Genomic DNA, 12,790 nt, shown 5'->3' with positions numbered 1-12,790 from the left:
TCACATACAACGCCTTTGTAACGCATCTTTTTGTATTTACCACAAAGACACTCATAGTCTCTGATAGGTCCAAAAATCTTCGCACAGAAAAGACCGTCTCTTTCTGGTTTTAGGGTTCTATAGTTAATTGTTTCTGGTTTTTTTACTTCACCATAACTCCAAGAGAGTACTTTTTCCGGACTTGCAACTCTCAGTTGTAGAGCTGCTATATCCTTTGGTCTCTCTTCACTGTTAAGATCTATTGGTGTTAAATTCTCTAAAAACTTACTCATTTTCACCCTCCACTTCTTTATTACTCTCATATAATTCTGTATCAAGACCTAATGCTTGAAGCTCTTTTGTCAATACGAACATTGTTTCAGGTACACCTGATGCCGGTACAGATTCACCTTTGGTGATCGCTCTATATGCTCTTGCTCTACCTTCAACATCATCTGATTTGATGGTCAACATTTCTTTAAGGGTATGTGATGCACCATATGCTTCAAGTGCCCATACTTCCATCTCTCCAAATCTCTGTCCACCGAAGAGTGCTTTACCACCTACTGGCTGTTGTGTTACAAGTGAGTAAGGTCCAGTTGAACGTGCATGCACTTTTTCATCAACCAAGTGGTGAAGCTTAAGCATATACATATAACCCACATTGACTCTCTCTATCATCTGTTCACCAGTTTTTCCATCAAACAGAACCATTTTACCATCAGTGTCCATCTTAGCCATTTCAAAAAGTTTATCGAATTCAGCTTGATTCGTTCCTTCAAATACCGGTGCAGCAAACTTCACACCTGTAGACCAATCTCTACCATACTTAATTAAGTCTTCGTCACTCATATTTGCTAAGAGTTCTTTTGCATTCATCAGTTTTGCGACATCTGCAATAGCGATCATCTTTTCTCTAAGATCTTTAATAAAAGTCTCTTTTTGATCGTTAAACATCTCTTCTATCTGCTCACCAAGGTTTTTACCAATCAATCCTAAATGCACCTCAAGGATCTGACCGATATTCATACGAGACGGTACACCTAGTGGGTTCAAGATAAGATCTACCGGTCTACCATCTTCCTGGTATGGCATGTCAATCTCTGGTACGATATTAGAAACGATACCTTTGTTTCCGTGACGTCCAGCCATTTTATCACCTACTTTGAGTTTTCTCTTTGTAGCGATATAAATTTTTACTAACTTCGTCACACCTGAAGGAAGAATATCGTCTTTTTCAAGTACGGCCAACTTCTCTTCATGATCAATTTTAAGTCTCTTCTTTTGTTTTAAGAAGTAATTTTTCAGCGATTCATACTCATTTTGTACATCATCAGAGTAAGACTGAACCACACCTCTAAGTGCAAATCTATTTACACCCTTGATCGTCTCTTCGTCTATTTTAGACCCTGCTGCATATTCAGTTTCACCGATAGTCACAGCTTTGCTTAACTCTTGACCTGCAAGATAGTTTGCAATACGTAAGATCTCTTCTCTGTCTATCATAAGAAGCTGGTCATGGTGATCACCATCCAGAACCGATTTCTCTTCTTCATACGCTTGGATAGCACGTGCATCTTTTTCATAGCCTTTTTTCGTAAAGACTTTGATATCGACAACAACACCTTCCATAGATGCCGGGCAGTAAAGTGATTTATTTACTACATGTCCTGCTTTTTCACCAAAGATCGCTCTTAGTAATCTCTCTTCTGGTGTTGGCTTAATCTCACCTTTAGGGCTTACTTTACCTACAAGAATCATTCCTGGCTTCACATACGTACCTATTTGAACGATACCGCTTTCATCTAAATGAAGTAACTCATCTTCACGGATATTTGGGATATCACGAGTGATCTCTTCCGTACCATGTTTAAGTTCTCTTGCTTCTACTTCTTTTTCATAGGTATGCACTGAAGTAAATGTATCTTCACGGATCAGTCTTTCAGAAATAACAACCGCATCCTCATAGTTATATCCATACCAAGGCATAAATGCAACACGGATATTTTTACCAATAGCAAGTTCACCCTGGTCCATATTTGCACCATCTGCAATCACTTGTTTTGCTTCAATTTTATCACCTAATTTAACGATAGGTGTTTGAGTAAATGTTGTATTTTGGTTGGTTCTCATATTCTTTTCAAGTGGATAGTGGTCTATAAATACACCGCTTTCATCTTCACCCATAATGTAAATATTTTTACCATCTATTTTTTCAACCGTACCTGCTCTTTTTGCTTTTACACATTCCCAAGCATCACGACTTACGATAGCTTCCATACCTGTACCAACCATTGGTGCCTCTGTTTTAAGAAGAGGTACCGCTTGACGTTGCATGTTTGAACCCATCAGTGCACGGTTGGCATCATCATGTTCCAAGAATGGAATCAATGCTGCTGCTGAACCAGAGATCATCAATGGAGAGATATCGATAAGATCAACTCTTTTAGCTTCATTGAGCTCGATGTTACCATTCAGTCTAGTCTCAATAAGATCTTCAACAATACGCCCGTCTTCACTTACTACAGTAGATGCAGGAGCAATACACTTATCTTCTTCCTGTGTCGCAGTAATGTATACGATCTCGTCTGTAACCTGACAATCTTTCACTACTTTATATGGTGCTTCAATGAATCCATGCTCATTTACTTTTGAATAAGTTGCAAGCGTATTGATAAGACCAATATTCTGACCTTCAGGCGTTTCAATAGGACAAATACGTCCATAATGTGTAGGGTGTACATCCCTTACTTCAAATCCAGCTCTTTCTTTAACAAGACCACCCTCACCAAGTGCTGAAAGTCTTCTTTTATGTGTCACTTCTGAAAGAGGGTTTGTTTGATCCATAAACTGTGAAAGTTGTCCAGATGAGAAAAATTCTAAAATGGTATTTGTGATCATTTTAGAGTTTACCAGATCGTGAGGCATCAACTCATCAAGTGTTCCAGATACAGTTGTCATCTTATCTTTAATCGCTTTTTGCATCTTCACAAGACCATTATGAAGTTCATTACCAAGAAGCTCACCGATCGCTCTAATTCTTCTGTTACCTAAGTGATCTCTATCATCAATATGACCTTGACCATTCTTCACTTTAATGAGGTACTTTACAGTATTGATTAAGTCTTCTGCTGTAAGTACTGTAGCATACTCAGGGATATCAAGTCCAAGCTTGTGGTTCATTTTCATACGACCAACTTTAGTAAGATCATATCTTTCAGGATCAAAGAAAAGTTGCTTTAAAAATGCTTTTGCTGCATCAGGTGTTACTGGTTCCCCTGGTCTCATCACTTTATAAATACGTATAGCTGAAAGTATATTTTCATCATCTATCTGCTCTGTTTGCTTTAAAAGTCTTAAGCTTTCGTTATCAGCGATAAATGCATTAATGATTGACATATCGGCACCCTCGGCAAGGTCATTGATTATCTCGATAGTTTCGACACCTTCTTCGATCATCTTTTTAAGTTTACTCTCATCTAAAGGAGTTACAACATCATAAAGTACTTCACCGCTCTCTTGGTTGATAATTGGTTTAGCCAAATGTCTTTCCATAAGTACTTCAAGTGGATATTCGATCCACTCTAAACCATCTTCCATGAGTGTTTGTGCTTTTTTCTTCGTCAGTCTTTTACCGGCATTCACAATCGTGTTGCCATCCATATCTTTAACGTCATACTCAGCTCTACCGCCAAAATCATCCGCATCAAATCTTACAAGGAATCTGTTATCTTTAATACTGATCTCTTTTGTTGCATAGAATAGTTTTACAATATCATCTTTAGAGTAATCTAATGCTCTAAAAAGAATAGTCACAGGTATCTTTCTTCTTTTGTTGATACGTGCATACAAGATATCTTTAGAATCATACTCAAAGTACAACCATGAACCACGATCTGGAATGATCTGTGCAGAATAGAGCATACCACTACCAACAGTCGTTCCCTCTTCTTCTTTAAAGATAACCCCTGGAGATCTGTGAAGTTGATTTACGATAACTCTTTCAACACCATTTACAACAAATGAAGTTCTATCAGTCATCAAAGGAATATCACGTACAAAAACTGCTTGTTCTTTGATCTCTTTTGGATCAAGTTTTTCACCTGTTTTTTCGTCTCTGTTCCAGATAGTCAGTGCAATGTTCATTTTCAGAGATACAGAATACGTTAATCCTCTCTCCATACACTCTCTGACCGTATATTTTGGTTTAACGATCTCAGAATTTTTATAGGTTAATGTAAGTCTATTTTGTTGATCATGTATAGGGAAAGATGATCTGAAAACTTTCTCTAAAGTAGAGTTTTTTCTGTCTTTTTCGGTTAACATCAAAAAGTTTTCATAACTTTTTTGTTGAAGTTGGAGCAAGTTTGGAATTTCAATTTCTCTTGGTGTTTTAGAAAAGTCAACACGAAGTCTGTTACCAGAATGTAAAGAATTTAACATGGGTTATCCTTATTTCGGTTTAGTTTGGTTTATGTAGTATGTTTAATATGTATATTGGGTATACAAAAAAACTATTGACACGAGGGTATGAAAATGTCTCCGAATAGTTTATCGCTATATCCAATGAGGTTTGTAACATGAGCTTAGGCTACTTGCCTAAGCTCTCTTAAATAAGAATTCTTATTTAAGTTCGCAAGTAGCACCTGCTTCTTCAAGTTGTTTTTTGAAGTCTTCTGCTTCTTCTTTAGAAACACCTTCTTTAAGTACTGATGGAGTCTCTTCAACAGCAGCTTTCGCTTCTTTAAGACCAAGACCAGTGATCGCTCTTACTGCTTTAATAGCGTTGATTTTCTTAGCACCTGCATCTGTAAGTACTACGTCAAATTCTGTTTGCTCATCAGCAGCTTCAGCAGCTACACCTGCGCCACCTGCTACTACTGTAGCTTGTGCAGATACACCAAATTTTTCTTCAAATTCTTTTACAAGCTCAGAAAGCTCAAGTACTGACATGTTTGAGATAAACTCAAGAACATCTTCTTTAGTTGTTGCCATAATTAATTCCTTAAATTATATTAGTTGCATTGCATTTGCAATGTCAAATTAAAAAAGAGCCTCGTGGCTCTCACCACTCTACGCTTCTTCTTCTTTCTTAGTCGCAAGCGCTTGCATACCAATTGTAAAGTTTTGTACTGGTGCATTCCAAACATTAAGAAGCATACCCAAAAGTACATCTCTAGTAGGAAGTTTAGCCATTGCATTAATGGTCTCCATACTAGCAACTTCACCCTGGATCAAACCAGTTTTAATTGAGAAACTATCTTTAAAATCAGTTGCTGCTTTGTCGGCGATCTTACAAGGTGTAACTTGTGCATCACCCCAGATTACAAGGTTTGTATCTGTAAATTCAATATCTTCACACCCAGCATCTTTTAATGCAATACGTGCCAATTTATTTTTTACAACTTGTACTTTTGTATCTTCATCTTTAGCAAGATTTCTTACGATCTCAAGATTTTCAACAGTCATACCCTTGTAATCACAAACGATAATGGCACCAGCGTCTTTAAACTCTGCTGCCATCTCTGCAACTAACTCTTCTTTTCTAGTTCTAGTCATATAATTCTCCTTCCGATCTCTAAAAGGGTTCCATAAAGGATCATATATTCTTTCAAATATATTAATTAAGCTTTCGCCCCTATTATCTTTAATCTAAGATTTATGAGTAGTAAAAATTACCCTCAAACAAAAACTAAAATATTAATTTTTGTTTGAAAATAATACAAAGAAGGCATATGCCCTCTTTATAAATGAATTATTTCATATCCATTAATTCAGTAGTATCAAGTGTGATTGAAGGACTCATTGTGAGTGAAATCGCACCATTAGTGATAAATCTACCTTTAGCAGATGCTGGCTTAGCCTTGTTGATAGTTTGAACAAGTGTTACAAAGTTCTCTTTGATTTGTTCTTCTGAAAAAGAAACTTTACCAATACCCGCATGGATGTTACCTTTTTTGTCTACTCTAAAGTTAACTTGTCCACCTTTTGCATTTTCAACGGCTTTAGCAACGTCCATAGTTACTGTACCAGTCTTAGGGTTAGGCATAAGACCTTTTGGCCCAAGTATTCTTGCTACTTTACCAAGAACACCCATCATATCTGGCGTTGAGATAACAATATCAAAATCGATATTTCCCGCTTGAATTGATTCGATAAGGTCTGTAGAACCTACTATGTCTGCACCTGCTGCTTTAGCTTCGTCCGCTTTAGCGTCTTTTGCAAATACTGCTACTCTTACTGTTTTACCAGTTCCGTTAGGAAGAACAACTGATCCTCTAACCATTTGATCTGCATGTCTTGGGTCAACATTTAAGTTAAGTGCAACTTCAACTGTCTCATCAAATTTAGCTGATTTAAGGTTTTTAAGTGTAGCCATTGCTTCATCAACACTATATGTTTTAGTTACATCTACTTGTTTAAGTAGTGCTTCTCTTCTTTTACTTGGTTTTTTTGCCATTTTATTCTCCGCTTTATATGCTCCCACATTTTAAAATCATGTGGTTATGATTGTCTTCAAAAAGACTAGTCTACGATTTCAACACCCATACTTCTACATGAACCAGCGATGATATTCGCTGCCATTTCTCTGTCATTCGTGTTAAGGTCAACAATTTTTTGATCGATAATTTCGTCAAGTTTTGCTTTAGTGATAGTTCCAACTTTGTTAAGAATAGGGTTATCCGTACCTTTTTTAATACCTGCCGCTTTCTTGATAAGATCACTTGCCGGTGGTTGTTTAGTTTCAAATGTAAAACTTTTATCTGCATATACAGTAACGATAACAGGAATTGTAAATCCTGATTTATCTTTTGTTTTTTCATTAAAAGCTTTACAAAACTCCATAATATTTACACCACGTTGTCCTAATGCAGGACCTACTGGTGGTGATGGGTTTGCTGCTCCAGCTGGGATCATCATTTTAAACTTAAAAGCTATCTTTTTTGCCATCTGTTCTTCCTTTGTTTGATTTGACTGTTACGTCTTATATAATTTTTTCTACTTGCGTGTAGAGGATTTCAACCGGTGTATTTCTACCAAAAATTGAAACATTCAACTTTAACTTTCCATGGTCAAGATCATACTCTTCTACCATACCTGTAAAGTTGGCAAATGGACCATCTACGATACGTACCATTTCGCCTGTTTCAAAATCAACTTTAGGTCTAGGTGCAGATTTTTTCTCCATCTTGTCTAAAATCACTTTGATATCTGCTTCAGTCAGAGCAGTAGGTGTCTTTTGTTCACCGATAAATCTAGATACTCTTGGTAAAGATTGTATCTTATGCCAAAGATCAGTATCCAGGTCTATATGTGCGAAAGCATATCCAGAATACAATGTTCTCTCGGTAATCTTTTTCTTACCATCTTTAACTTCAATCACTTCTTCTGTAGGAACGACTACACGTTCAAGTTTATCTTCAATTCCATAATCTATTACAAGTTGTTCAATTGCTCTTTTTACAGATTGTTCAGAACCTGAATATGTTTGAATTGCATACCACTGATAAGCCATGATCTATCCTATAAAACTGATGATACGATTGATGACATGAAAAAGTCAACCAACGCTAAAAATATTGATATTACAGTTACTACTAGAACAACTGCTAAAAATGCTTGTCTTACTTGTACTTTTGTTGGAAATATAACTTTATGAATCTCCGCTTTCGCGTGTGCTATAAATGTTGAAATTTTTCCCATATATATTACCTTTTATTGTGGCAGGCCAAGAGGGACTCGAACCCACGGCACCTGGTTTTGGAGACCAGTGCTCTACCAACTGAGCTATTGGCCTAAAAATAATACCATGGGCAAAGCCCAATAGTATCTAACAAAAGTCTCCGATTACAGCTTCATCTCTTTATGTACTGTATGGCACTTACACCATTTACAATACTTTTTAAGAGCAAGTTTCTCTGTTGTCGTTTTTTTGTTTTTATTGGTGTGATAGTTACGTCTTGTACATTTCTCACAACCTAAGTGAACTGTTTCTCTCATTGTTATCTCCTATGATAAGTGTGTAAGAGGCACGCCTCTCACACTGGTGTTACTAAGCAATAATCTTAGAAACAACACCGGCACCAACTGTTCTACCACCTTCACGGATAGCAAACTTAGTACCTTCATCAAGTGCTACTGGAGCGATAAGTTCAACATTGATTTTAACGTTGTCCCCTGGCATAACCATTTCAGTACCTTCTTGAAGTCTAACTGAACCTGTTACGTCTGTTGTACGAACGTAAAACTGTGGTCTATAGTTATCAAAGAATGGAGTGTGTCTACCACCTTCTTCTTTAGTAAGAACATAGATCTCAGCTTCAAATGCAGTGTGTGGAGTGATTGATCCTGGCTTACAAAGTACCATACCTCTTTGTACAGCATCTTTATCGATACCACGGATAAGAACACCACAGTTATCACCAGCTTCTCCACATTCCATTTCTTTACGGAACATTTCAACACCAGTTACAGTTGTTGTTTGTGTATCTTTAAGACCAACGATCTCAACAGTGTTACCAACACATACTGTACCTTTGTCAACTTTACCAGTTACAACTGTACCACGTCCTTGGATAGTAAAGATATCTTCGATAGCCATCAAGAAGTCTTTATCAGTTTCTCTTACTGGCTCAGGAATATACTCATCTACAGCGTCCATAAGTGCATAGATCTTTTCAGACCACTCACCAGCAGTTCCTGATTTAGCTTCTTCAAGTGCTTTAAATGCAGAACCAGCGATGATTGGAGTATCGTCACCTGGGAAATCATACTCAGAAAGAAGTTCACGTACTTCCATCTCTACAAGTTCTAACATTTCTTCTTTATCTTCATCATCAAGTTGATCTTCTTTGTTCAAGAATACAACGATGTACGGAACACCTACTTGCTTAGAAAGAAGGATATGCTCTCTAGTCTGTGCCATTGGACCATCAGTCGCAGCAATAACAAGAATCGCACCATCCATTTGTGCAGCACCAGTAATCATGTTTTTAACATAATCGGCGTGACCTGGACAGTCTACGTGAGCATAGTGTCTATTCTCAGTTTCATACTCTACGTGAGAAGTAGCAATTGTAATTCCTCTTTCTCTCTCTTCTGGAGCATTATCAATTTGATCATAATCCATTGTTGCAAGACCAGTTTTAAGTCCTAAACACATTGTGATTGCAGCAGTCAATGTTGTTTTTCCGTGGTCAACGTGACCAATAGTACCGATATTTACATGCGGTTTGTTTCGTTCGAATTTTGCTTTAGCCATGCTATTCTCCTAGCGTAAAATGTTTTAAAGGCAGTATTATACCTAAATTTTCTTAACCTACTATGGACAGAACTATTACACATTTGTAATACTTTTGTCCATACTTTGGTACTGGAGCCCATAGTGAGACTTGAACTCACGACCTCTTCCTTACCAAGGAAGTGCTCTACCCCTGAGCCATATGGGCAAGTCAATGATCCTGATCATGTAAAAAATTACAGTCAATGAATCGGTCAATATTTAATGTTAGTCATAAATGAAAAATATGGAAAGCTTTGTATGTGAAGTAATTATCTTAGTTGTTAAGTACATAATTCACACAGCTCCCAGATTATGGAGCGGGCGAAGGGATTCGAACCCTCGACAGCCTGCTTGGAAGGCAGGAACTCTAGCCACTGAGCTACGCCCGCATCTTTATGCAACTTAACATGTATGGTGGTGAGTGAAGGATTCGAACCTTCGAAGACATAGTCAGCAGATTTACAGTCTGCCCTCGTTGGCCGCTTGAGTAACTCACCACTTATATTTGTTTGTTGTTATTTCTGGTACAAACACTGATAATTATATTTCTATGGAGCTGGTAAAGGGACTCGAACCCCCGACCTGCTGATTACAAATCAGCTGCTCTAGCCAACTGAGCTACACCAGCACCATCATTAGAAGTTGTTACACTTAAAATGGACGGGAATTATAGACAAAAAAGATTTTAATGTCAAGTGTTTTAGTTAAATTTATAAAAATTTCTCTTTTTTAGGTAATTTCTATAGAATACACCCATATAAAACGAAGGTTATAGGCTACATATAATGAAAATACTACTGGCACCAAGTGAAACAAAAAGAACAGGAGGAGAGCTCTCGTTCAATCCTAGCACTTTACTGTTTGATGAACTTCTACCTCACAGAACAAAACTCTTACATACCTACATAAATATTTTACAAAAAGGTGATATACCTACACTTTCAAAAATGTTTGGTCTCAAAAAAGAATCAGATATCCTTACCCATAAAAAAGATATCATTCATGAACTTACGATGAAAGCCATTCAAAGATATACAGGTGTAGCTTTTGATTATCTTGGCTATGAAGCGTTAGATGATAAAACACAACAATATATAGATAGCCATGTCATCCTCTTTTCAAACCTCTTCGGACCTATACGCGCTTCAGATCTTATCCCCGAATATAAACTCAAACAGGGTGAAGCCGTAGGTGACATCAAAACAGAAAAGTTTTACAATGAACACGCTGCCCAACTGATGGAGGCATACCTGGCTGAAGATGAGATACTGGACCTCCGTGCAGGTTTTTATGACAAGTTTTATAAGCCAACCAAACCCTACACCACACTCAAGTTTATTAAAGAGGGGAAAGTCGTTAGTCATTGGGCAAAAGCCTATAGAGGTATCGTATTACGTGAGATAGCCAAAGCCGGGATAGAAACCTTGGAAGATTTTATGCAGCTACCTATAGAGGGACTGAGTATCAAAGAGATTCAAACAAAGAATAATAAAACTGAAATTATTTATGAGATAGGATGAATATGAGACTTCCGAGTGATAATACCCTTTATAAAATATTTATTTTTCTGCTTGTTCTAATGGTAGTGCTTGGTATACTTTTTGATACGGATTATAGTTAGGAGAGTTCAATGAAAGAAAATTTATTTGAAATGGGTGCGAATTTTGATGATGCATGGTCATCAGACAATAAAGACAAACCCTCTAAAAAAACCTCTACAGAGATCAAGCCCCCGGAAAAACATCAACTGCATTTTGCAAAAGAGAAGCGAAGAGGCAAAGTAGTTACCATAGTCAAACCTTTTTATTTAGACAAGACAGCTATCCAGGCACTGCTTAAAACACTCAAAAAAAAGCTTGGGACTGGCGGTACTGTCAAAGATGAGAGTTTAGAGTTTCAAGGAGATATCCCTGAGTTGCTGCGTACACATTTAGAAGCATTGGGGTATCGATTTAAAAACTAATATAGATTTATTTACCTATCGCTAAAGCATATAGTACCATCTCTTCGTTCTCCACAAATACATTGACCTCATCATCATAATAAGCACCGATACCAGAACATCCTATGCCCATATAGAGCGAAGCCACATAAAGCCTGTGTCCTATAATACCGGCTTTCTGGTAGAGTGCCTGATAGTTCTTGGCTTTGGATGTCAAGAAAAAGGCTACTGCCCCCTGCATGGAGAGACTATACTGTTCCAAACTCAAATACCCTGCTTTCTTTGCAAAGTCACCATACTTTATATACTCACCTTTTTTATAGAGTCCTAACGGCATGTCAAGTACCCGGTTGATGACGACATAAATAGAGACATCTTCATCACAGTCACTACGTACAGGTTGGTGTATGGATTCCATGATGTAATTGAACTGGCCTTTGGTAATAGCTCCTTCATGGAAACCTCTTTGAGACCTACGTGTAAAAATTGTCTCTTGAAGTTTCTCTCTATGATAGGTAAACTTTGGTGCCCTCACTTCTTTCTTACATGATTCCAGTTGCAGTGTTTCACTGTATGCCTGTTCTATAAGAGGGTTTGGTTCAAATGTTCCACTCCCATCTACATAAGGAAGCGAAAATTCTACGGGAGATACTTCTTGCTCTTGCATCGGTACTGCCATAGAGCACCCCGACAAAAACCATTCTCTATCTTCAAAACCAAACATCCGGTTTAGCTTCTCTCTATCTATATTATAAACCATCTCTACGGCATAGGGTTTGAGTAATGCAGAAGCCTCTATACTTCCCAAAAGATGTCCCCCGTCCAAAAGACAATACCTGAACGCACGGTTTTTATATTTCCATGAAGAACGATAGTAGATAGCAGAGACCAGAAACAGATATCCTTTCATAGCTGTTTTGTACCCTAAATAGGGCTCTAACCCCTCATTCTCTGTTATGCGGTGCAGCAATGTCAACGAAGAAGAACTCACGTCATAATGGTACACACCATCTTCTATACCTTCTACACCTCGTACTTGAAAATAGAGTTCATTAGGATAGAGTGCGCCTGCTGAAGGGTTGATGCGTAGATAATACTCTCCACTTGGATAACTTTTCTTTGCAGTCAGTCCTGCGATATGATACAGAAAATTATCTTCTGCTTTGTCCAAGTCCAGTTTTCTTTTTTCATAACTATCCGGGTAATTTTTGTAAGTACTGGGCTGATCTTCCCATGAAAGCCTGTTGGGATTGGTTCGTACAGAATTGTAGGAATGCTTGGTTGTACTATGGTACCAGAACATCAAAAACCTCAGCGTGCTTTACTTTCAAAGATTCTATCTTTTGGCAGGCTTGTTTAAAAAGCTCTGCATGCTCGATACCCTCTGTACATAAATGTTTATGTCTTTCGTAAGAAGCGATAACTCGTAGTGCTTTGTCTTTCACATTTTTTCTATTGCGTTTGATATGTTCAAACGTGATAGCACCATTGATCAAACCTTTTGCCAAGTTAGCTAATGGATGCCTACTGAGCCTCAAGGGATGCCACGCTTCTTCCAGTACTTCATGTGCTTCAAAATATTCTTC

The 12,790-nt window shown here is 37.6% G+C and carries 14 protein-coding genes and 5 tRNA genes; 2 read left to right on the top strand and 17 right to left on the bottom strand.

Translation table 11 applies throughout. The features are described 5' to 3' along the window. The 15 genes from ABZC96_RS04210 to ABZC96_RS04140 all read right to left on the bottom strand — a co-directional run. The coding region (locus ABZC96_RS04210) for a hypothetical protein (protein ID WP_373029303.1) at positions 1–272 on the bottom strand (272 nt) is incomplete at its 3' end. Further along, positions 265–4,422, bottom strand: coding sequence for a DNA-directed RNA polymerase subunit beta (gene rpoB / locus ABZC96_RS04205; RefSeq protein ID WP_373029302.1), 4,158 nt, complete (start codon positions 4,420–4,422; stop codon positions 265–267). The genes ABZC96_RS04210 and rpoB, both read right to left, overlap by 8 nt. Positions 4,423–4,602: 180 nt before the next feature. Next, positions 4,603–4,974, bottom strand: coding sequence for a 50S ribosomal protein L7/L12 (gene rplL / locus ABZC96_RS04200; protein WP_373029301.1), 372 nt, complete (start codon positions 4,972–4,974; stop codon positions 4,603–4,605). A 78-nt stretch (positions 4,975–5,052) separates the two neighbouring features. After that, entirely contained in the window at positions 5,053–5,538 is a 486-nt protein-coding gene (rplJ, locus tag ABZC96_RS04195; protein ID WP_373029300.1) for a 50S ribosomal protein L10, read from the bottom strand. Positions 5,539–5,734: 196 nt separating this feature from the next. Continuing rightward, entirely contained in the window at positions 5,735–6,439 is a 705-nt protein-coding gene (gene rplA / locus ABZC96_RS04190; protein ID WP_373029298.1) for a 50S ribosomal protein L1, read from the bottom strand. A gap of 65 nt (positions 6,440–6,504) precedes the next feature. Beyond that, positions 6,505–6,930: a 50S ribosomal protein L11 gene (gene rplK / locus ABZC96_RS04185; protein ID WP_373029297.1), complete on the bottom strand. Its 426-nt coding sequence runs from the start codon at positions 6,928–6,930 to the stop codon at positions 6,505–6,507. Positions 6,931–6,964: 34 nt separating this feature from the next. Beyond that, a complete protein-coding gene (gene nusG / locus ABZC96_RS04180; RefSeq protein WP_373029296.1) occupies positions 6,965–7,495 on the bottom strand; it encodes a transcription termination/antitermination protein NusG in 531 nt (176 codons plus the stop codon). An 8-nt stretch (positions 7,496–7,503) separates the two neighbouring features. Further along, positions 7,504–7,683: a preprotein translocase subunit SecE gene (gene secE, locus ABZC96_RS04175; protein WP_373029295.1), complete on the bottom strand. Its 180-nt coding sequence runs from the start codon at positions 7,681–7,683 to the stop codon at positions 7,504–7,506. An 18-nt stretch (positions 7,684–7,701) separates the two neighbouring features. Then, positions 7,702–7,777: transfer RNA gene (locus ABZC96_RS04170), tRNA-Trp, on the bottom strand. 50 nt (positions 7,778–7,827) lie between these two features. After that, positions 7,828–7,980 (bottom strand): 50S ribosomal protein L33, encoded by a 153-nt coding sequence (gene rpmG, locus ABZC96_RS04165; RefSeq protein ID WP_008245833.1) that lies wholly within the window; start codon positions 7,978–7,980, stop codon positions 7,828–7,830. 52 nt (positions 7,981–8,032) lie between these two features. Further along, positions 8,033–9,241, bottom strand: a complete 1,209-nt coding sequence (gene tuf, locus ABZC96_RS04160) for an elongation factor Tu (RefSeq protein WP_373029294.1) — start codon at positions 9,239–9,241, stop codon at positions 8,033–8,035. A gap of 112 nt (positions 9,242–9,353) precedes the next feature. After that, positions 9,354–9,428: transfer RNA gene (locus tag ABZC96_RS04155), tRNA-Thr, on the bottom strand. 147 nt (positions 9,429–9,575) lie between these two features. After that, a tRNA-Gly gene (locus ABZC96_RS04150) sits at positions 9,576–9,651 on the bottom strand. A 23-nt stretch (positions 9,652–9,674) separates the two neighbouring features. Further along, positions 9,675–9,759: transfer RNA gene (locus ABZC96_RS04145), tRNA-Tyr, on the bottom strand. A gap of 54 nt (positions 9,760–9,813) precedes the next feature. Next, positions 9,814–9,890: transfer RNA gene (locus tag ABZC96_RS04140), tRNA-Thr, on the bottom strand. Positions 9,891–10,047: 157 nt separating this feature from the next. Here ABZC96_RS04140 and ABZC96_RS04135 point away from each other — a divergent pair. Next, positions 10,048–10,782: a YaaA family protein gene (locus ABZC96_RS04135; protein ID WP_373029293.1), complete on the top strand. Its 735-nt coding sequence runs from the start codon at positions 10,048–10,050 to the stop codon at positions 10,780–10,782. A 110-nt stretch (positions 10,783–10,892) separates the two neighbouring features. After that, on the top strand, positions 10,893–11,225 hold the full coding sequence (locus tag ABZC96_RS04130) for a translation initiation factor (protein WP_373029292.1): 333 nt from the start codon (positions 10,893–10,895) through the stop codon (positions 11,223–11,225). Positions 11,226–11,232: 7 nt separating this feature from the next. On the opposite strand, the gene ABZC96_RS04125 is transcribed toward ABZC96_RS04130, so the two are convergent. After that, positions 11,233–12,507 carry a SagB family peptide dehydrogenase gene (locus ABZC96_RS04125; RefSeq protein ID WP_373029289.1) on the bottom strand — a complete coding sequence of 425 codons (1,275 nt, stop codon included), beginning with the start codon at positions 12,505–12,507 and terminating at the stop codon, positions 11,233–11,235. Then, the coding region (locus ABZC96_RS04120; RefSeq protein WP_373029288.1) for a DUF309 domain-containing protein at positions 12,491–12,790 on the bottom strand (300 nt) is incomplete at its 5' end. The genes ABZC96_RS04125 and ABZC96_RS04120, both read right to left, overlap by 17 nt.

Origin of the sequence: Sulfurovum sp. (assembly GCF_041551015.1) — a bacterium.
In the GTDB taxonomy this organism is placed as follows: Bacteria; Campylobacterota; Campylobacteria; order Campylobacterales; family Sulfurovaceae; genus Sulfurovum.
This window is presented reverse-complemented; position numbering and strand designations above follow the sequence as displayed.

Coding starts and splice junctions, on each gene's coding strand:
- ABZC96_RS04130 (WP_373029292.1), top strand. CDS start 10,893: ATGAAAGAAAATTTATTTGAAATGGGTGCGAATTTTGATGATGCATGG.
- ABZC96_RS04135 (WP_373029293.1), top strand. CDS start 10,048: ATGAAAATACTACTGGCACCAAGTGAAACAAAAAGAACAGGAGGAGAG.
- rplL (WP_373029301.1), bottom strand. CDS start 4,974: ATGGCAACAACTAAAGAAGATGTTCTTGAGTTTATCTCAAACATGTCA.
- rpmG (WP_008245833.1), bottom strand. CDS start 7,980: ATGAGAGAAACAGTTCACTTAGGTTGTGAGAAATGTACAAGACGTAAC.
- nusG (WP_373029296.1), bottom strand. CDS start 7,495: ATGGCTTATCAGTGGTATGCAATTCAAACATATTCAGGTTCTGAACAA.
- rplJ (WP_373029300.1), bottom strand. CDS start 5,538: ATGACTAGAACTAGAAAAGAAGAGTTAGTTGCAGAGATGGCAGCAGAG.
- rpoB (WP_373029302.1), bottom strand. CDS start 4,422: ATGTTAAATTCTTTACATTCTGGTAACAGACTTCGTGTTGACTTTTCT.
- rplA (WP_373029298.1), bottom strand. CDS start 6,439: ATGGCAAAAAAACCAAGTAAAAGAAGAGAAGCACTACTTAAACAAGTA.
- ABZC96_RS04125 (WP_373029289.1), bottom strand. CDS start 12,507: ATGTTCTGGTACCATAGTACAACCAAGCATTCCTACAATTCTGTACGA.
- tuf (WP_373029294.1), bottom strand. CDS start 9,241: ATGGCTAAAGCAAAATTCGAACGAAACAAACCGCATGTAAATATCGGT.
- secE (WP_373029295.1), bottom strand. CDS start 7,683: ATGGGAAAAATTTCAACATTTATAGCACACGCGAAAGCGGAGATTCAT.
- rplK (WP_373029297.1), bottom strand. CDS start 6,930: ATGGCAAAAAAGATAGCTTTTAAGTTTAAAATGATGATCCCAGCTGGA.